Annotated in this window: 13 protein-coding genes; 4 read left to right on the top strand and 9 right to left on the bottom strand. The window is 35.4% G+C overall.

What is annotated here, in order from left to right; genetic code table 11:
- Nucleotides 1-15 precede the first annotated feature (15 nt).
- Nucleotides 16-588 carry a 30S ribosomal protein S16 gene (locus tag ACODSB_RS06280; RefSeq protein WP_256636680.1) on the bottom strand — a complete coding sequence of 191 codons (573 nt, stop codon included), beginning with the start codon at nucleotides 586-588 and terminating at the stop codon, nucleotides 16-18.
- 190 nt (nucleotides 589-778) lie between these two features.
- Here ACODSB_RS06280 and ACODSB_RS06275 point away from each other — a divergent pair, with 190 nt between their 5' ends.
- Both ACODSB_RS06275 and rbp read left to right on the top strand, forming a co-directional pair.
- The gene (locus ACODSB_RS06275) at nucleotides 779-1,282 is read left to right on the top strand and encodes a DUF6252 domain-containing protein (protein WP_488936404.1); all 504 of its coding nucleotides are present in this window, start codon (nucleotides 779-781) and stop codon (nucleotides 1,280-1,282) included.
- 120 nt (nucleotides 1,283-1,402) lie between these two features.
- The gene (gene rbp / locus ACODSB_RS06270) at nucleotides 1,403-1,762 is read left to right on the top strand and encodes an RNA-binding regulator (RefSeq protein ID WP_053471494.1); all 360 of its coding nucleotides are present in this window, start codon (nucleotides 1,403-1,405) and stop codon (nucleotides 1,760-1,762) included.
- 137 nt (nucleotides 1,763-1,899) lie between these two features.
- Here the strand turns inward: rbp and leuB are convergent, their stop codons facing one another.
- The 6 genes from leuB to ACODSB_RS06240 form a co-directional block, all read right to left on the bottom strand.
- Nucleotides 1,900-2,961, bottom strand: coding sequence for a 3-isopropylmalate dehydrogenase (leuB, locus tag ACODSB_RS06265; RefSeq protein WP_488936403.1), 1,062 nt, complete (start codon nucleotides 2,959-2,961; stop codon nucleotides 1,900-1,902).
- A 175-nt stretch (nucleotides 2,962-3,136) separates the two neighbouring features.
- Complete coding sequence (locus tag ACODSB_RS06260; RefSeq protein ID WP_488936402.1) at nucleotides 3,137-4,657, bottom strand: alpha-isopropylmalate synthase regulatory domain-containing protein; 1,521 nt, start codon at nucleotides 4,655-4,657, stop codon at nucleotides 3,137-3,139.
- A 256-nt stretch (nucleotides 4,658-4,913) separates the two neighbouring features.
- Nucleotides 4,914-5,510 carry a 3-isopropylmalate dehydratase small subunit gene (gene leuD, locus ACODSB_RS06255; RefSeq protein ID WP_053471491.1) on the bottom strand — a complete coding sequence of 199 codons (597 nt, stop codon included), beginning with the start codon at nucleotides 5,508-5,510 and terminating at the stop codon, nucleotides 4,914-4,916.
- 168 nt (nucleotides 5,511-5,678) lie between these two features.
- Nucleotides 5,679-7,073, bottom strand: a complete 1,395-nt coding sequence (gene leuC, locus ACODSB_RS06250; protein WP_488936401.1) for a 3-isopropylmalate dehydratase large subunit — start codon at nucleotides 7,071-7,073, stop codon at nucleotides 5,679-5,681.
- Nucleotides 7,074-7,590: 517 nt separating this feature from the next.
- The gene (locus tag ACODSB_RS06245; RefSeq protein ID WP_488936400.1) at nucleotides 7,591-8,508 is read right to left on the bottom strand and encodes a helix-turn-helix domain-containing protein; all 918 of its coding nucleotides are present in this window, start codon (nucleotides 8,506-8,508) and stop codon (nucleotides 7,591-7,593) included.
- A 71-nt stretch (nucleotides 8,509-8,579) separates the two neighbouring features.
- Entirely contained in the window at nucleotides 8,580-9,383 is an 804-nt protein-coding gene (locus ACODSB_RS06240; protein ID WP_488936399.1) for an SDR family oxidoreductase, read from the bottom strand.
- Nucleotides 9,384-9,743: 360 nt separating this feature from the next.
- Between ACODSB_RS06240 and dnaE the strand changes: the two genes are divergently transcribed.
- Entirely contained in the window at nucleotides 9,744-14,282 is a 4,539-nt protein-coding gene (gene dnaE, locus ACODSB_RS06235) for a DNA polymerase III subunit alpha (RefSeq protein WP_488936398.1), read from the top strand.
- Between the two features lie 177 nt (nucleotides 14,283-14,459).
- A complete protein-coding gene (locus ACODSB_RS06230) occupies nucleotides 14,460-15,392 on the top strand; it encodes an outer membrane beta-barrel protein (RefSeq protein ID WP_180857201.1) in 933 nt (310 codons plus the stop codon).
- Nucleotides 15,393-15,704: 312 nt separating this feature from the next.
- Here ACODSB_RS06230 and ACODSB_RS06225 read toward each other — a convergent pair whose 3' ends face one another.
- Both ACODSB_RS06225 and ACODSB_RS06220 read right to left on the bottom strand, forming a co-directional pair.
- On the bottom strand, nucleotides 15,705-16,697 hold the full coding sequence (locus ACODSB_RS06225; RefSeq protein WP_488936397.1) for a Gfo/Idh/MocA family protein: 993 nt from the start codon (nucleotides 16,695-16,697) through the stop codon (nucleotides 15,705-15,707).
- A gap of 412 nt (nucleotides 16,698-17,109) precedes the next feature.
- Nucleotides 17,110-19,218, bottom strand: coding sequence for a prolyl oligopeptidase family serine peptidase (locus ACODSB_RS06220; protein WP_488936396.1), 2,109 nt, complete (start codon nucleotides 19,216-19,218; stop codon nucleotides 17,110-17,112).
- Nucleotides 19,219-19,292: the final 74 nt, after the last annotated feature.

The raw sequence follows: 19,292 nt of genomic DNA, 5'->3' as shown, positions 1-19,292 counted from the left end.
TATCGCCAAGTAAAATTATGCTTCAGTTGTTTCGTTATTCTCTTCAGCAGCAGGAGCTTCTTCAGTAGCAGTTTCAGCTTCTACTTCAGTAACTTCTTCTTCAACTGCAGGAGTTGCAGCAGCGATAGCATCAGCTTCAGCCTGAGCTGCAGCAGCTAAACGTTTAGCGTTAACTTCTTTTTCTGCTTTTAAAGCTTTTGCTTTAGCATCAGCTTGCGCTTTTGATAAACCGTCTTTTTTAGCATCAACTTTTCCAGATTTTGCCTCTAACCAAGCAGCTAATTTAGCATCAGCTTGTTCTTGAGTTAAAGCTCCTTTACGGATACCTCCATCTAGGTGGTGTTTCAATAAAGCACCTTTGTAAGAAAGGATTGCTCTTGCAGTATCAGTTGGTTGTGCACCATTGTGTAACCATTTAACTGCGCTGTCAAGGTTTAACTCAACAGTTGCTGGGTTTGTGTTTGGATTGTAAGTACCGATTTTCTCTAAGTATTTACCATCTCTTTTTGAGCGTGCATCTGCAGCTACAACCCAGTAAAAAGGTTTTCCTTTTTTACCGTGTCTTTGTAATCTAATTTTTACTGACATAATCTTATGATTAAATTTTGAGGTACTCGACCTCTGTTAATTAAGGGCGCAAAGATATAATTTTTTTATCAATTATCCGTTTCAAAAAGTATTAAATATATTTAAGACAGATTTTTAGCTTTTTTTTGACTTTAAAATTTAAATATTTACCTCATAATGCGATACTTTTGCATTAAATTCATCTTAATATATGAAAAAATATTTTTACTTCTTATCTTTTTTAGTACTGCTTACATCTTGTACAGAAGATATAAAATTCAATAATCCTGCTTTTCAAACGCTGAAAAATAATGTTTTCTGGAGAGCTCAAACTTATAAAGCTTATTTTGGTACAAACGGGACTGTTGTTATTGAAGGTTCTTTAGGATATGAAAATGTTATTTTGCAAACGGCTTCTTCTGCAGAACAAACTTTTATTTTAGGAGTTAATGAAACTTCAAAAGCATCTTACGAAAATACGCTGCCGGCTGAATTGTCTTCATTTTCTACAGGAACAAATATTGGTAACGGACAAATTGTTATTACAGAGTACGATACGGATAACAATACTATTTCGGGAACATTTAAATTTACGGGAATAAATGAAGATGAAAGCGATACCGAGAATCCGAAAATTAACTTCACAGAAGGTGTTTTTTATAAAGTTCCAATTGAAGCAGCTGGTCTTTTTCACGATGATGTAGTAGAAAATTAGTAAATACGATGTTTTTACCAGCTGATTTTCAAAATCAAAATAAAAACATAAATAAACTAATATATAGTAGATTACAGAAAAATAAGACTACATTTGCTACATTATTATAAATAAGTACATATGAACATTTTTGTTGGAAGCCTTCCATTCAGTATTGAGGAAGCAGATTTAAGAGAGTCTTTCGAGGCTTACGGAGCAGTAGATTCAGTTAAAATTATCACTGATAAATTTACTGGAAGAAGCAAAGGTTTTGGTTTTGTTGAGATGCCAAACGATGCTGAAGCTCAAAAAGCAATTGATGAATTGAACGGAGCTACTGTTCAAGGTCGTTCGATTGTAGTTAATAAATCTGAACCAAAACCTGAAGGTGAAAGAAGAAGCTTCAACAATAACAGCCGTGGTGGAGATTCACGCGGAGGTTATGGTGGAGGAAACAGCCGTGGTGGAAATGACCGTGGTGGTAACAGAGGAGGATATTAATATTTTTTTCTAAATATATAAAAGGGATCAACGAAAGTTGATCCCTTTTTTTGTGATATTTTTTCTGTAGAGGCGCACAGCAGTGCGACTAAGATACCGAGAAGACGCACTGCTGTGCGTCTCTACGATTAACATTATTACAAATTAGCAACTAACCAGTCACCAACTTCGCTTGTTTTGTAAGCTTTTGATCCTTTTGAAGCTAAATCTTCGGTAACAACTCCTTGTTCTAAAGATTTGTTTACAACAGTGCGAATAGCTTCAGCTTCATCTTTTAATCCGAAAGCATCTTCGAACATCATTGCCGCAGATAAAATAGTAGCTAATGGGTTAGCAATATTTAATCCTGTAGCTTGTGGATAAGATCCGTGGATTGGTTCGTATAATGAAGTATGTTCTCCAACAGAAGCAGACGGCATTAATCCCATTGAACCTGAAATTACAGAAGCTTCGTCAGTTAAGATATCTCCAAATAAATTTTCGGTAATTAATACATCATAAGAATTTGGCCATTGAACCAAACGCATTGCTACAGCATCAACAAATTCATAAGAAACCGTAACCTCTGGATAATCTTTTTCCATAGCCTGAACAGTTTCTCTCCATAAACGTGAAGTCTCTAAAACGTTTGCTTTATCAACGCAGCATAATTTTTTGCTGCGCGTCATTGCCAATTCAAAACCTTTTTTAGCTAAACGCTGTACTTCTGCACGTGTATAAACACAATTGTCAAAAGCAGTATCTCCGTTATCTTTTCTTCCTTTTTCACCAAAGTAAATTCCGCCAGTTAATTCTCTTAAGAAAACTAAATCAGTTCCTTCAATTCTTTCTCTTTTTAAAGGTGAATTATCAATTAAAGAAGGAAAAGTAAAAGTTGGACGTACATTAGCAAATAAACCTAATTTTTTACGCATCAACAATAAACCTTGCTCTGGACGAACCGGTGCACTTGGATCGTTATCATATTTTGGGTGACCAATTGCTCCAAATAAAACGGCATCAGCTTTCATACAAACTTCGTGTGTTTCATCTGGATAAGGAACTCCAACTGCGTCAATTGCGCAAGCTCCAGTCAAAGCAGGAGTCCATGTGATTTCGTGATTGAATTTTTTTGCAATAGCATCAGATACTTTTACAGCTTCATTTATTACCTCAGGACCAATTCCGTCTCCTGCTAAAAGGGCTATGTTAAATTTCATTTTTTAAGTATTTATTATTTTAAGGTTCTAAGGTTTTGAGTTGCTAAGATTCTAAGTTTTTTTTCTTAGTATGTTAGTAACTTGGTGTTGATTTTTTTTAAGATTCTGAGTTTTTAAGGTTCTAAGCTCAAAGAAAAAAAATCTCAGTAACTTAGAATCTTAGCAACTTAGTGCCTTAAGCTATTACATTTAACATTTTTTGCGTTGCGATAATCGCTGCAACAGTTTGATCGGAATCTAATCCTCTTGTTTTAAATTCTTTTCCGTTGTTTACCCAGGTGATAATAGTTTCGCACAAGGCATCAGAACTACTTCCCGGCGGGATTCTTACTGCGTAATCAATTAATTTAGGAAGCGTAAGTTTTTTACTTTTATAAATCTTTGATAAAGCATTCATAAAAGCATCAAACTGACCATCGCCTTGCGCATTTTCTTCGATGATTTCACTTCCAAATTTTAAGCATAAGGTCGTTGACGGACGCATTCCTTTTGAGTGTACTAATATATAGGACTCAATTTTTATTTTTTCTTCGTAAGTATGACTGTCCAAAACATCTGAAATAATGTATGGAAGATCTTCCTTAGTAACAGTTTCTTTTTTATCGCCTAATTCAATGATTCTTTGTGTAACCAATTTCAAATCTTCCTGATTTAGTTTTAAACCTAGTTCCTGAAGATTCTTTTCAATATTAGCTTTTCCAGAAGTTTTTCCTAAAGCGTATTTTCTTTTTCTTCCAAAACGTTCCGGAAGCAAATCATTAAAATATAAGTTGTTTTTGTTGTCACCGTCGGCGTGGATTCCGGCAGTTTGCGTGAAGACATTATCGCCCACAATTGGTTTGTTCGCAGGAATTCTGTATCCGGTAAACGTTTCCACTAATTTGCTTACCGTATATAAAGAAGTTTCTTTAATATTGATGCTTACTTCTGGCAGATAATCGTTTATAACAGCAACCGTACTTTCAAGCGGTGCATTTCCGGCACGTTCTCCCATTCCGTTTACCGTAACGTGAAGTCCGTTTATACCCGCTTTAATAGCTTCCATAACATTGGCAACACTTAAATCGTAATCGTTATGAGCGTGAAAGTCAAAATGGATGTTTGGATATTTTGCTCTGATTTTAGAAATAAATTCAAAAGCCAAAGACGGAATTAAAACTCCTAAAGTATCCGGAAGTAAAATTCTTTTTATTGGCTGCGTAGATAAGAAATCCAGAAATTGAAATACATATTCAGAAGAATTTCGCATTCCGTTGCTCCAGTCTTCTAAATAAACATTCGTTTCAATATTGTTTTCTTTTGCTAAAGCAATGATTTGAGCGATTTCAGAAAAATGCTGTTCAGGTGTTTTTTTTAACTGATGTGTTAAGTGATTCATTGAGCCTTTGGTCAACAAATTCTGCACTTTTGCACCGGCTTTTTTCATCCAGTCAATTGAAACGCCGCCGTCAACAAACGAAAGGACTTCAATTCTGTTAATATAACCGCGTTCTTCAGCCCAAGAAGTAATGCCTTTTACGGCTTGAAATTCTCCTTCGCTCACGCGTGCCGAAGCAATTTCGATTCTATCAATATTTAATTCCTCCAACAACAATTGCGCAATGGTTAGTTTTTCTGCAGCAGAAAATGAAACTCCTGAGGTTTGTTCACCATCGCGGAGTGTCGTATCCATTATTTCAATTTTTCTTTTTTCCATATTGATATTGTAATTTCTAACGTTGGATTTTTATTGATATCCATGTTTAATTTTGACGCTGATTTTACGGATTCGCTTTGCGAAGACGCTGATAAAAACGGATTTTTAGTATTAAGTAAAATAAAAATCCGCGTTAACCTGCGTTTTTGCGATAGCAAATCTGTTTCATCCGCGTTCTATTTTTTCTCATTTAATTTAGAAAGACCCGACTGGTTTTTGAAACCTGTCGGGTCTAATATCCTGAATGAGATTTCTATTAGTAAGGAAGTTTATCGGCGAAAGCCACAATCTCTTCTTTAATATTTTGTAAATAATCAATGTCGTCAAAACCATTAATCATATTGTTCTTTTTGTATCCGTTGATAGCAAAAGATTCTTGCTGACCAGTTGACAATAAAGTAATAGTTTGGTTTGGAAGATTGATTTCTAATTCTGTTTTAGGATCAGCCTCAATTGCTTTGAAAATAGTTTCAGCAAACTCCGGGCTGATTTGTACTGGCAAAACACCAATATTTAAACAGTTTCCTTTAAAGATATCAGCAAAGAAACTAGAAACCACAGCTCTAAAACCGTAATCGTAAACTGCCCAAGCAGCGTGCTCTCTTGAAGATCCAGAACCGAAGTTTTTTCCTCCAACAAGAATTTTTCCAGAATAAGTAGAATCGTTTAAAACGAAATCTGCTTTCGGAGTATCATCTCCATTGTATCTCCAGTCTCTAAAAAGATTGTCTCCAAAACCTTCACGTTTTGTAGCTTTTAAGAAACGAGCCGGAATGATTTGATCTGTATCAACGTTCTCAATTGGCAGTGGCACTGCACTGCTGGTAAGTATAGTAAATTTATCGTATGCCATTTTTTGGAATTTTAGATTTTAGATTTTAGATTTTAGATTTTCTTTTGAAAACTTAAAATGTTAGAACCTTAAAATGTTTTGTATTAAATAATGTTGATCAATTTTATTTGAAGAAGTTTAGATTTCAGATTTCACAAAGTGAGAAATCTGAAATCTAAAATCTCCAATCTAAAATAATTCACGCGGGTCTGTTAGTTTTCCTGTAACAGCAGCAGCAGCAGCCATAATTGGACTTGCTAAAAGCGTTCTTGAACCAGGACCTTGACGACCTTCAAAGTTTCTGTTTGAAGTACTTACCGCATATTTTCCCGCAGGAACTTTATCGTCGTTCATTGCTAAACAAGCAGAACAACCCGGCTGACGTAATACGAAACCAGCTTCAGTAAGAATATCTAAAATACCTTCTTCTTTAATCTGAGCTTCAACAACGTGAGAACCCGGAACTAACCAAGCCGTAACATTATCTGCTTTTTTTCTTCCTTTTACAATTTCAGCGAAAGCTCTAAAATCTTCAATACGTCCGTTTGTACAACTTCCCAAGAAAACATAATCAATTTGTTTTCCAATCATTACGTCGTCTTCGTGGAAGCCCATGTAAGCCAAAGATTTTTTGTAAGTTTCCTCACCACCTTCAACTTCTTTTGCACTTGGGATATGTTTTGTGATACCAATTCCCATTCCAGGGTTAGTACCATAAGTAATCATTGGTTCGATATCTTCAGCTTTGATGTTTAATTCAGCATCAAAAACAGCATCTGCATCCGTTTTTAGAGTTTTCCAGTATTCAACAGCTTTTGTCCAGGCTTCACCTTTTGGAGCGTATAATCTTCCTTCAAGGAAATCGAAAGTAGTTTGGTCAGGAGCGATCATTCCTCCACGAGCACCCATTTCGATACTTAAATTACAAACCGTCATACGACCTTCCATAGTCATGTTTTCAAAAACATCACCAGCATATTCAACAAAATAACCTGTTCCTCCAGAAGTAGTTAGCTGAGCAATAATATAAAGCGCAACGTCTTTTGGACCAACACCTTTGCTCAATTTACCATTTACGTTAATACGCATTTTCTTTGGTTTAGGCTGCATAATACATTGAGTAGAAAGCACCATTTCAACCTCAGAAGTTCCGATACCAAAAGCAATTGCTCCAAAAGCACCGTGAGTAGACGTATGTGAATCACCACATACAATAGTAGCACCTGGCAAAGTAATTCCATTTTCAGGACCAACTACGTGTACAATACCATTTTTTTGATGACCTAATCCCCAGTGTGAGATTCCGTATTCATTAGCATTGTCTTCAAGAGCCTGAAGCTGATTTGCTGATAAAGGATCCTGAACTGGTAAATGTTGGTTTATGGTTGGGGTATTGTGATCTGCAGTTGCAAAAGTACGTTGTGGGTATAAAACGTTAACGCCTCTTGATTTTAATCCTAAAAAAGCAACAGGACTCGTAACTTCATGAATGAAATGGCGGTCAATAAAAAACACATCTGGTCCATCTTCAATTTTACGCACTACATGTGAATCCCATACTTTGTCAAATAATGTCTTACTCATTTTTTATTTTTTTTAATTGTAATTTCTATAACCACAGCAATTTCCTGTTCATTATAATAGCAAAACAAAAGTAAAAAAAGATACAAAAGCGTCAATTTCGATATTTCATTATATACGATACCCAAACTAAAATACAAATTGCTAAACCGCTTTTGCAGCTTCAATTTTGGCAGAAAAATGATTTACAAAATGACTTTGTTTTTCTTTTTCAACTTTAATTTTCTTTGATTGTTTTTTGTTTTAATAGTTTGCAAATTTATTTTAAAATCACTATAAAATATAAGAATTTAATTGAAAAAATCTAACAAAATGAATAAAAATAGTAATAATTGTTAGTTTTGATTTCTTTGCAAAAAGAATGCTTTGGTTGTTTTTGAAGGCTTTTAAAAGAGTTTTTAAGACGTTATTTAGATTCAATAAATCATCTAAATACTACGACATCCAAGAAGTGTATTTTTATGAAATTTTATGCTTTTTTAAGACAAAAAGGGCTTTTTGAAGAGAATAATTTTAAAGACTAATTCAATGAGTTTTTAAACTCTAATGGAGTAAGGTTGGTTTTCTTTTTAAACAGTTTGCTAAATGACTGAGGATATTCAAAACCCAATTGATAGGCAATTTCCGCCACTGAAAGATTGGTAGTCATCAGGAAATCTTTTGATTTTTCTATTAGTTTCGAATGAATGTGCTGCTGAGCATTTTGCCCTGTTAAATTGCGAAGCATATCGCTTAAATAATGACTGGAAACATTGACTTGTGAAGCAAGAAAATCGACTGAAGGCAAACCTCTTTTTAGGGTTTCGGCGTTATTGAAATAATCATTTAAAGTATTTTCTACTTTAAGTAATAAATCATTGCTGACCGTTTTTCTGGTAATAAATTGGCGTTTGTAAAAACGATTACTGTAATTCAGCAAAACATCAATATATGAAATGATAACATCCTGGCTCATTTCGTCAATAGCCGTATGAAGTTCATTGTCAATGCTATTTAATAAACCTATAATAGTTGTTTTTTCGCTGTCAGAAAGATGCAGTGCTTCATTAGTATCGTAGGAGAAGAAACCATACTTTTTGATATTTTTCCCTAAAGGATAATTTCTAATAAAATCAGGGTGAAAGAACAAAGTATAACCGTGATATTCGGTTCCTTCTTCATTATCAGTAAAAATCAATTGGTTGGGAGAAGTGAACATTAAACCGCCTTCGTTAAAATCATAATAACCCTGACCGTAACCCATTTTACCATTCGTAGAATATTTATAAGATATTTTATAAAAATCGAGTAAAAAAGAGTTGTTCGTTTCTGTTTTAACAGCTAATATTTTATTGTCAACCAAACTGATCATAGGATGCAGCGGTTTTGGCAGATCAAACAAAGTATGAAACTGCGAAACAGAGGAAATTTTGGTAGGAGTATTGTTTTTCTTTTCCATGATATAAAGGTATAAAAAATGAAAATTAATACCGCACAGATCATCAAAACCTGAGCGGTATTAGTAATAAATTAGGCTCCCAAAAATTGTTTACCAAAGGAAGCGCGAAAAACTTCGTCACCTTGTTCCAGTCTTTGCTGGTAAAGTGCTTTTGCATCTTCTCCCGCCACGTATCTTAGTTTTGTTTTTCCGTCTGTAGCAGCTTCATAAACAACATCGGCAATATGTTCTGGAGTCGATGCCATTTCAAACATTACATCTACATTTTCAAACATTTTGTCTGCCATTGCTTGGTATTCAGGTTTAACTCCAGTATCAAGTGAACCGTGTAAAAATTCTGTTTTAATGCCGCCTGGAGAAACTGTTTTAATATTGATTCCAAATTGATTCAATTCATAAGCCATACTTTCGCTCCAGCCTTCTAATCCCCATTTTGTTGCGTGATAAACAGAACCTAAAGGAAAAGAAATCAATCCACCAATTGAAGTAGTTGAGATAAATAATCCATTTCTTTTTTCTCTGAAATATGGAATAAAAGCATTCGTTACGCGAATGGTTCCTAATAAATTAGTGTTTAATTGTTTCGTGATTTGGTCATCGTTAAAACTTTCCAAAGGGCCAATTAATCCATAACCAGCATTATTAAAAACGATATCAATATCGCTTAATGCAATAGCTTTTTGAACCGTGCTTTGTATTTGATCATAATTTGTAACGTCTAATGGTAAAAGGGTTACGTTTTCTAAACCAGCAAGTTCAGTTTCCTTTTCTGGAGTTCTCATTGTTGCAATTACATTCCAGCCTTTTGCCTGAAATAATTTTGCTGTTGCTTTTCCTAAACCTGATGATGCGCCTGTGATAAAAATTGTTTTCATGATTATTATTTTTTAATTGTTATAATTTGATGAAGCAAAGTTCAGCATACAGTACAGCTTAAAAGTGTTCATTTTGGTGTAATGAGTATCCAAAATGAATAATCGGAGTTTTTTAAGAAAAAAAGAATCAAATTCGGTTCTTTTTATGTTTAGAAAACAAAGATGTTAATTATGCTTTTGTTGATAACTTCGTTTTTCATTCGCTTAAAAAAAAGCGTAAATTTGAACTTCTTCCATTTTTCATTTCGCATTTTGTTATGTTTCATATTGTCAATGTGTTGCAATATGACAGACTTGGAATTTGGACACGAGCGAAGCGAACTGGCGAAGCAATTTTAAAATTTGACTTTTTACAACTCTATGTATTTAATATTCGATACCGAAACAACCGGATTACCAAAACGTTGGGATGCCCCAATAACCGATTCTGATAACTGGCCTCGCTGTATACAAATTGCGTGGCAGCTTCATGATGAAATGGGACAGCTTATTGAGCATCAGGATTACTTGGTAAAACCAGAAGGATTTAATATTCCGTATGATGCCGAGCGTATTCACGGAATCTCAACTGAATTGGCTGAAGCCGATGGAATCACTTTGGCCGAAGTTTTGGAGAAATTCAATATCGCATTAAGCAAAACCAAATTTATTGTTGGACAGAATTTAGGTTTCGACGTTAATATTATGGGAGCCGAATTCCATAGAATGGGAGTGGATTCTCAAATGAGTTCAATGCCAGTTTTGGATACTTGTACCGAAGTTACCGCTTCTTTATTACAGCTTCCCGGAGGTCGTGGAGGAAAATTCAAACTTCCAACTTTGACCGAATTACACAGCTATCTTTTCGACCAGCCTTTTGCGGAAGCGCACAACGCAACTGCCGACGTTGAGGCAACTACGCGTTGTTTCCTGGAATTGGTTAGAAGAGAAGTTTTTACAAAAGAAGAATTAGACGTTCCGCAGGGTTATTTCAAAGACTTTCAGGAAAGAAATTCGGATCCGTTTAAGCTTATTGGTTTAAAACACATCAACTTAAAAGCAGCTTCTGATAAAATCAGAGAACAGCTTAAAGCTTTACAAGTTGACGATAATCAAACTACCGTTTCAGAATCTGATAAAGCAGATTTTAAAGCGGCAAAATTTGCACATTTACATAATCATACGCAGTTTTCGGTTTTACAATCTACTATCGGAATTGGAAATATTGTTGCGGCTGCAGCCAAAAACGGAATGCCGGCTGTTGCCATGACCGATACCGGAAACATGATGGGAGCTTTTCACTTTGTGAGCGCCGTTATGAACCACAACAAAGCAGCATCAGGAAAAAACAAAGCTTTGGTTGAAGCCGGAGAAGAACCGACAGAAACAGAAGTAAAACCAATTGTAGGCTGTGAATTTAATATTTGTGAAAACCATTTAGACAAAAGCAAAAAAGACAACGGTTATCAGGTTGTTTTATTGGCTAAGAACAAAGCCGGTTATCATAATCTGGCTAAAATGGCTTCGATTGCTTATACCGAAGGATTTTATTATGTGCCGAGGATTGACAAAAATATAGTCGAAAAATACAAAGAAGATATTATGGTTTTGTCTGGGAATTTATACGGAGAAATTCCGAGTAAAATCCTGAACATTGGTGAAAACCAAGCCGAAGATGCTTTAATTTGGTGGAAAGAACAATTTGGCGAAGATTTCTATCTGGAAGTAATGCGCCACAATCAGGAAGATGAAAATCGTGTCAACAAAACCCTGATTGAATTTTCGCAAAAACACAATGTCAAATTAATTGCAACTAATAATACTTACTATTTAAATAAAGAAGATGCCAATGCGCACGATATTTTACTTTGTGTAAAAGACGGTGAAAAGCAGGCAACACCTATTGGACGTGGGCGTGGTTACCGTTACGGACTTCCAAATCAGGAATATTATTTTAAGTCGGAAGAGGAGATGAAAAAACTCTTTTCTGATCTGCCCGAAGCGATTATCAACATTCAGGAAATTATTGATAAAGTTGAAGGATATTCGCTTTACCGAGATGTATTGCTTCCGAAGTTTGATATTCCGGAAGAATTTATAGTTCCTGAAGATGAAGCAGACGGTGGGGTTCGAGGTGAAAATAAATACCTGCGACACCTTACAATGGTTGGTGCCGCAAAACGATATGGAGAAATTACAGAATCGATTCAGGAACGTCTGGATTTTGAATTATTGACGATTTCAAATTCAGGATATCCGGGTTACTTTTTGATTGTACAGGATTTCATTGCCGAGGCCAGAAAAATGGACGTATCGGTTGGTCCCGGACGTGGATCTGCAGCGGGTTCTGCCGTTGCGTATTGTCTAGGGATTACCAATATTGACCCCATTAAATACGATTTACTTTTTGAGCGTTTCCTAAATCCTGACCGTGTATCGATGCCCGATATTGATATCGACTTTGATGACGAGGGTCGTGGACGTGTAATGGATTATGTAATTAATAAATACGGCCAAAAGCAGGTAGCACAGATTATCACTTATGGTAAAATGGCAACCAAATCAGCTATTCGTGATACGGCTCGTGTATTGGATTTACCATTATTTGAAGCCGATAGAATTGCGAAACTGATTCCGGGAATGATGCCGTCAAAATGGAATTTGGCGCGTTTTATTTCAGAGAGTGAAGAGGAAGTTAAAAAAGCCCTTCGTTCGGACGAATTTGATAATGTAAAAGAATTAATCGCCATTGCCAATGAAGGTGATTTGGCAGGAGAAACCATTCAGCAGGCAAAAATCCTTGAAGGATCGATGCGTAATACGGGAATTCACGCCTGTGGGGTAATCATTACACCGTCGGATATTACGAATTATGTTCCTGTAACAACAGCAAAAGATTCGGATTTATATGTAACACAGTTTGATAACTCGGTTGCAGAAAGTGCCGGATTGCTGAAAATGGACTTCTTGGGTCTGAAGACCCTTACGCTGATAAAAGACACCGTTAAACTGGTAAAATATAGAACGGGAATTGATCTGGATCCCGACACGTTTCCTATCGATGATGAAGAAACGTATGCGCTTTTCCAAAGAGGTGAAACCGTTGGAATCTTCCAATACGAGTCACCCGGAATGCAGAAATACATGAAAGACCTTAAACCAACGGTTTTCGGAGATTTAATTGCCATGAATGCACTTTATCGTCCGGGACCTTTGGAGTATATTCCATCTTTCGTTAGAAGAAAAAATGGCGATGAGGAAATCAAATACGATTTAGATGCCTGTGCCGAATATCTATCAGAAACCTACGGAATTACGGTTTACCAAGAGCAGGTAATGCTTTTGTCTCAGTCTTTGGCAGGATTTACAAAGGGTGAGGCCGACGTTTTGCGTAAAGCGATGGGTAAGAAGCAAAAAGACGTACTGGATAAAATGAAGCCGAAGTTCGTTGAACAAGCAGCACAAAAAGGTCACGATGCCAAAATTCTGGAGAAAATCTGGAAAGACTGGGAAGCCTTTGCGAGTTACGCCTTCAACAAATCACACTCGACTTGCTATGCATGGATTGCGTATCAAACAGCATATTTAAAAGCGCATTATCCGGCCGAATATATGGCAGCGGTACTTTCGAATAATATGAATGACATCAAACAGGTTTCGTTTTTTATGGAAGAATGTAAACGTATGGGATTGCAGGTTTTAGGCCCTGATGTAAACGAATCATATTATAAATTTACCGTAAACGATAATTATGCTGTTCGTTTTGGAATGGGTGCAATTAAAGGTGTTGGTTCCGGAGCTGTTGAAACTATTGTAGAAAACAGAAAAGACGGAAGATATAAATCAATTTTTGATTTGGCGAAACGAATTGATTTGCGTGCAGCTAATAAAAAAGCAATTGAAAATTTAGCACTTGCTGGAGGTTTTGATTCTTTTGAAGGAACAACCAGAGCGCAATATTTTCATGATGATGGCGACGGAATTACATTCTACGAAAAAGCGATGCGTTACGGATCGAAATTTCAGGAAAATGAAAACTCATCGCAGGTAAGTTTATTTGGAGAAACCAGCGAAGTACAAATTGCAGAACCTGTTGTACCGCCATGTGAAGACTGGAGTACAATGGAAAAACTGGCCAAGGAAAAAGAGGTTGTAGGGATTTACATTTCCGGACATCCGCTTGATGATTTTAGATTTGAGATGAAATACTTCTGCAACGCCCGATTAGAAGCGTTGAAAAGTATGAATGAATATGTAGGTAAAAATCTAAACTTTGCCGGAATCATTAATAACGTACAGCATCGTGTAGCCAAAAACGGAAAAGGCTGGGCCGTATTTAACTTAGAAGGCTATGACGAAAGTTTTGAGTTTAAGATTTTTGGTGAAGAATACTTAAAATTCCGCCATTTCCTGATTCAGAATAATTTTGCATACCTGAAAATTTTGATAAAAGATGGCTGGGTAAATCATGATACAGGTAAAAAATCAGAACCCAGAATGCAGTTTGTTGAGGTACGACAGCTTCAGGATATTTTAGAAGCTTTTGCTAAAAAATTGATTCTTTTATTAAATATCAAAGATCTTCAGCCTGACTTTATTCATAAATTAAGTCATTTATTTAATGAAAATAAAGGCGAAAATACCGTGAGTTTTGACATCATGGAAATCGAAAATGTCAAACGTTTAGTTGAGGTTGAAACAACAAGTGAATTTGAAGACAGTGAAGATGCTGTTTTTGAAGATGAAAATGATGACAATGAAGCGGTTGCCGGAGAAGCTAAAATGCAGGAAGTAAAAGAAGTCGAAGAAGTGAAAGTTGTAACCAAATTAACGATGCCAAGCAGAAGGTTAAAAATTAGGATTTCAGCAGAACTTCTTCAGGAATTAGAGAAAATGCAGATAAATTTTAAGCTGAACTAAATTTTAACAGTTAAAATTTAAAAGAATATAAAATTTTAGTGTTAAAAATATGCATGCATAATACTTTTTTAGTAATATTGCCCGAAATTACAACGATTTCGTTCCAAGTCTAACAATGCAAACTATAAGGATATGTTAAAAAATTCTAAGTTTGTATAAATTAATTAAATCAGAATTATGAAAAAGAACCTATTTTTATTAGGACTATTAGTTTGCTCTATGGTTACTATGGCGCAGACAGAAAAAACAGACAAACCAGAAAGCTGGTACTTTAAATTGGGTGGGTCATATTTCATCCAAACTGCTGCTGCTGAATTCCCAACTGTATCTGGGGCATTACCTAATACTGATGTTTATGGGCCAGATGGTACGACTTTAATTTCTAGAGAAACTAATCATGGTTCTTTCGGACAAGGATTCCGTACAGGTTTAACTGCTGGATATCGTTTTACGCCGCGTTTAGGTGTTGAGTTAGGATTTAACTATTTTAATAGTGCAGATAAAACTATGGTTGAAACAACTCATAGATTAGTAGCTGCCGGACCAACTTTTGCAACTGGTAAAGCAGTAGGAAAACTTGAAGCTTATGATATTGCTCCTGCAATCGTTTTGTTTTTAGGAGAAACTCATGGTTTTGAGCCTTATACTAAAGTTGGAGTTATTGTTCCTGTTCACGGTACATTAGATATCGAAACTACTAGAACATATACAAACCCAGCGGGAGTAACAGAAACTTATTCAAAAGATGTAATTAAACCAAACCCAACTGTTGGATTTACTGCAGCATTAGGAACATCTTATAAATTAGGAACACACATTTCTCTTTTTGCTGAATTAGAGTACCGTAACTTTACAGTACACGGAAAAACAAAAGAAACAGAAATATATACTGAAAACGGTGTAGATAAATTAAACACACCTACAGCTTTCCGTCAAGATGCATCATATTCTGCAAGCCATACTAAGTATGTAAAACAAATTAATACTACTTCAAACAGTAAAGTAACTAATGCAGCTGGTTTTGACAATACAAAAGCAACTGATGATATTAGTTCTTACGTTGGAATTTCTGGTTTAGGATTTACTTTTGGTCTTAAATACAGCCTATAATTTTTTATAGAAGTTTTATAGTTTTTTGAAGAAAAGGATATTCGAAAGAATATCCTTTTTGTTTTTTGTCATTTCGACTGAAAGGAGAAATCACACTCGGGAATCCACAAAGAGAATCGCCAATCTTTGTCGAGTTTCTAGTGTGATTTCTCTTTTTAGTCGAAATGACAAGATTTATTCAATTGCCTCCAGCTTTAGCTGGAGGTTGATAGGATTGATGAATTTAAAAAGGCTTTAGCCAAACAAACGTTTTTGGCTAAAGCCTTTATCTATTTTAATTTTTATTCTCCAGCTAAAGCTGGAGGCAATTGATTATTTAGAATTTCTAAACTCCTTCAAAACTTCATCAATAACCCAGGTTGTTCTTGCTCCTGAAATTCCTTTAGATGGAGAAGCACCTTCTTTACCTAAAAGTTCAGCCATAACAGTTTCTATAAACGGCTGTTGAATATGAAGTGGATTTTCTATCGTAATACTTTCTTTTTTTCCATTTGCATACTGAATATGAATTGGATCATTTCCGAAAGTTGAAAACGAGATTTTACCTTTATCGCCCACAATTTCAGTATTGTCATAACGTTCAAAACTGGCGAAATTCCACAAACCAGATCCGTGAATTCCGTTTTCAAATAAAAACGACATCGAAACCGAATCTTCTGCAGGATAAGCTTGCAATTGAGAAGTCGCATGTCCGCGAACAGATTTTATCGGGCCTAAAACAAAATCCAGAAAATCTAACGTATGACAAGCCAGATCAACGAAAATTCCACCACCTGAAATATGCGGTAAAACGGTCCACGGAAGATTAATTTCGTCGTCGTAACGAGCTTCAAAAGGATGATATAAAACAGTATTTACATGACGTATGTTTCCTAATTTTCCTTTGTCGATTATTTCTTTTATTTTTAAAAAGCGCGGTAAACCTCTTCTGTAATAAGCAACAAACAAAGGAACATTATGTTCTTTGCAGGCGCTGATCATTTCATTACATTCTTCAAAAGTCAAAGCCATAGGTTTTTCAACATACACAGGTTTTCCGGCTTTGGCACACAAAAGAGTATATTCTTTATGAGAAGATGGCGGAGTAGCAATATAAACCGCATCGACTTCAGGATCGTTTATTAAATCGACTGCATTCGAATACCATTTCGGAACGTTATGACGTTTGGCGTAATCTTCGGCAAGCTTTGCATCTCTTCGCATCACAGCAACCAAAGCAGAATTCGGAGCCCTCTGAAAAGCTGGTCCGCTTTTTACTTCCGTTACGTTCCCGCAGCCTATAATTCCCCATTTTATAATTTTCATCGTTTGGTTATTTTAGTTATTCAAATTTAAAAAAGGTTTGCCACGAATTACACTAATTTCTACGAATTTATTTTTTTAGTTTTTGCCACAGATTAAATAGATTTTCACAGATTAATAATAAAAGCATATATAATAATCATTTTAATTCTTTTAATCTGTGGCAAAAAATAGCCACGAATTCATGAATTATTTTTTCCCGCAGATTTAGCAGATTCCACAGATTTATTTTACACATAGAATCAGCTTAATCTGCAAAATCTGCGTGAAACAAATTAATAAAGCCACAGATTAAAAAGATTCACACAGATTTTAAAAATCCATCTAATCCTTTTAATCTGTGGCAAAAAAAATAACCACAAATTCACAAAATTAAATTCGTGAATTCGTGGCTATAAAATTTTAACTTAAAGTCTTACTTCTTAGGCAAAGCTTTAAATCCCATATTGTAAAGAGTGAAAGCCTGAATGTCTACATTTTCCTGAATTGTAGCTGCAACAGATTTCCCTGCACCGTGACCCGCTTTTACATCAATTCTAATTAAAACAGGATTTTCTCCTGCTTGTTTGTCTTGCAATTCAGCAGCAAATTTAAAACTGTGCGCCGGAACAACACGATCATCATGATCCCCGGTTGTAACCATAGTTGCCGGATATTTAGTACCACTTTTAACGTTTTGAACAGGCGAATATCCTTTTAAGTATTCAAACATTTCTTTATTATCCTGAGCCGTTCCATAATCATATGCCCAACCCGCACCAGCAGTAAAAGTGTGATAACGAAGCATGTCCATAACACCAACCGCAGGCAAAGCAACTTTCATTAAATCAGGGCGCTGCGTCATTGTTGCACCCACTAATAAACCTCCGTTAGATCCTCCGCGAATCGCTAAATAATCAGATGAAGTATATTTTTGAGCAATTAGGTATTCTGCAGCAGCAATAAAATCATCAAACACATTTTGTTTTTGAAGTTTTGTTCCCGCATCATGCCATTTTTTTCCGTATTCACCGCCGCCTCTTAAATTGGCAACCGCATAAACACCTCCGTTTTCCAACCAAACCGCATTCGAAATACTAAATGCAGGAGTCAAACTAATATTAAACCCGCCATAACCATAAAGAATCGTTGGGTTTTTACTGTCTAATTTTGTTCCTTTTTTATACGTAATAATCATAGGAACTTTTGTGCCGTCTTTTGAAGTGTAGAAAACTTGTTTAGATTCATAATCTTCACTTTTAAAATCAACTTTTGGTTTTTGATACACTTCTGATTTACCAGATTTTGGTTCAAAAGAAAAAATGGTTCCCGGAGTTGTATAGTTTGTAAAACTGTAGTATAAAATCTTTTCTTCCTTTTTTGCGCCAAATCCTCCGGCAGTTCCAACAGCAGGAAGCTTAATTTCGCGAACTAGTTTTCCGCTGTAATCGTATTGTAAAACCAATGAAACAGCATCTTTTGTATAATTGGCAAAGAAATAGCCGCCGCCTGTAGATGGAGATAAAACATTCTCTGTTTCTTTAATAAAATCTTTCCAGTTTTCCTGTTTTGGATTACTGAAATCTACCGAAACCACGCGTCCGTTAGGAGCGTTATAATCCGTTTGTATAAATAATTTACTTCCTTCGTTTTCGATAATATTATTATCACTATTGAAGTTGTCTACAATAGTAATAATCGGACTGTTTGGCGTTTTTAAATCTTTAATATAAAGTTCATTTCCGTAAGTCGAATTAGCAGCAGTAATCACTAAATAATGATTGTCTTCGGTCACATAGCCGCCAACATATCTTCTTTTTTGATCTGCGCCAAAAATCACTTTATCTTCTTTTTGAGAAGTTCCCAACTTATGAAAATACAATTTGTGCTGATCTGTTTTTGCAGAAAGTTCACTTCCTTTTGGTTTATCATAACTAGAATAATAAAAACCTTCATTTCCAAGCCATGAAATACCGCTGAATTTTACATCAACAAGAGTATCTTCCAGAACTTTTTTAGATAAAGCATCAATAATAATCACTTTTCTCCAGTCGCTTCCTCCTTCAGAAATAGAATAAGCTGCTTTATTTCCGTCTTTAGAAAAATCTAATCCGCCAAGCGAAGTAGTTCCGTCTTTTGAGAAAGTATTCGGATCCAGAAAAATCTCTTCTTTTTCACTTTGATCTTTTCTGTAAATAACAGATTGATTTTGAAGTCCATTATTTTTAGAGTAATAAGTAAACTTTCCTTCTTTTGATGGAGCGCCTATTTTTTCGTAGTTCCAAAGTTTCTCCATTCGCTTTTTAAGATCTTCGCGAAACGGGATTTTATCTAAATATCCATAAGTTACTTCGTTTTCAGCTTTTACCCAAGCACCAGTTTCAGCAGATTTATCATCTTCAAGCCAACGATACGGATCGCTTACTTTCGTATCAAAATATACGTCGACAGTTTCTCCTTTTTTAGTTTCCGGATACTGAATTTTGTTTTGTCCAAATGAAATTCCTGCAGTTGTAATTGCCATTATAAGAAAGGTTTTTTTCATAGTTTTTGATTAACAGTTGTAGCAAAAATAGCACTTTTTGTGAGATATTTTTTAACCGCAAAGACACAAAGTCT

It is taken from the genome of Flavobacterium sp. FG68 (genome assembly GCF_057808895.1).
The sequence above is the reverse complement of the archived record's forward strand: the minus strand, read 5'-3'. Positions and strand labels throughout refer to the sequence as shown.

Bases quoted from the DNA above. Each gene is read 5' to 3' on its own strand.
- ACODSB_RS06220 (WP_488936396.1), bottom strand. From the start codon at position 19,218: ATGAAAAAAACCTTTCTTATAATGGCAATTACAACTGCAGGAATTTCA.
- leuD (WP_053471491.1), bottom strand. From the start codon at position 5,510: ATGGCATACGATAAATTTACTATACTTACCAGCAGTGCAGTGCCACTG.
- ACODSB_RS06260 (WP_488936402.1), bottom strand. From the start codon at position 4,657: ATGGAAAAAAGAAAAATTGAAATAATGGATACGACACTCCGCGATGGT.
- ACODSB_RS06245 (WP_488936400.1), bottom strand. From the start codon at position 8,508: ATGGAAAAGAAAAACAATACTCCTACCAAAATTTCCTCTGTTTCGCAG.
- ACODSB_RS06280 (WP_256636680.1), bottom strand. From the start codon at position 588: ATGTCAGTAAAAATTAGATTACAAAGACACGGTAAAAAAGGAAAACCT.
- ACODSB_RS06275 (WP_488936404.1), top strand. From the start codon at position 779: ATGAAAAAATATTTTTACTTCTTATCTTTTTTAGTACTGCTTACATCT.
- leuB (WP_488936403.1), bottom strand. From the start codon at position 2,961: ATGAAATTTAACATAGCCCTTTTAGCAGGAGACGGAATTGGTCCTGAG.
- leuC (WP_488936401.1), bottom strand. From the start codon at position 7,073: ATGAGTAAGACATTATTTGACAAAGTATGGGATTCACATGTAGTGCGT.
- ACODSB_RS06225 (WP_488936397.1), bottom strand. From the start codon at position 16,697: ATGAAAATTATAAAATGGGGAATTATAGGCTGCGGGAACGTAACGGAA.
- ACODSB_RS06240 (WP_488936399.1), bottom strand. From the start codon at position 9,383: ATGAAAACAATTTTTATCACAGGCGCATCATCAGGTTTAGGAAAAGCA.
- rbp (WP_053471494.1), top strand. From the start codon at position 1,403: ATGAACATTTTTGTTGGAAGCCTTCCATTCAGTATTGAGGAAGCAGAT.
- dnaE (WP_488936398.1), top strand. From the start codon at position 9,744: ATGTATTTAATATTCGATACCGAAACAACCGGATTACCAAAACGTTGG.
- ACODSB_RS06230 (WP_180857201.1), top strand. From the start codon at position 14,460: ATGAAAAAGAACCTATTTTTATTAGGACTATTAGTTTGCTCTATGGTT.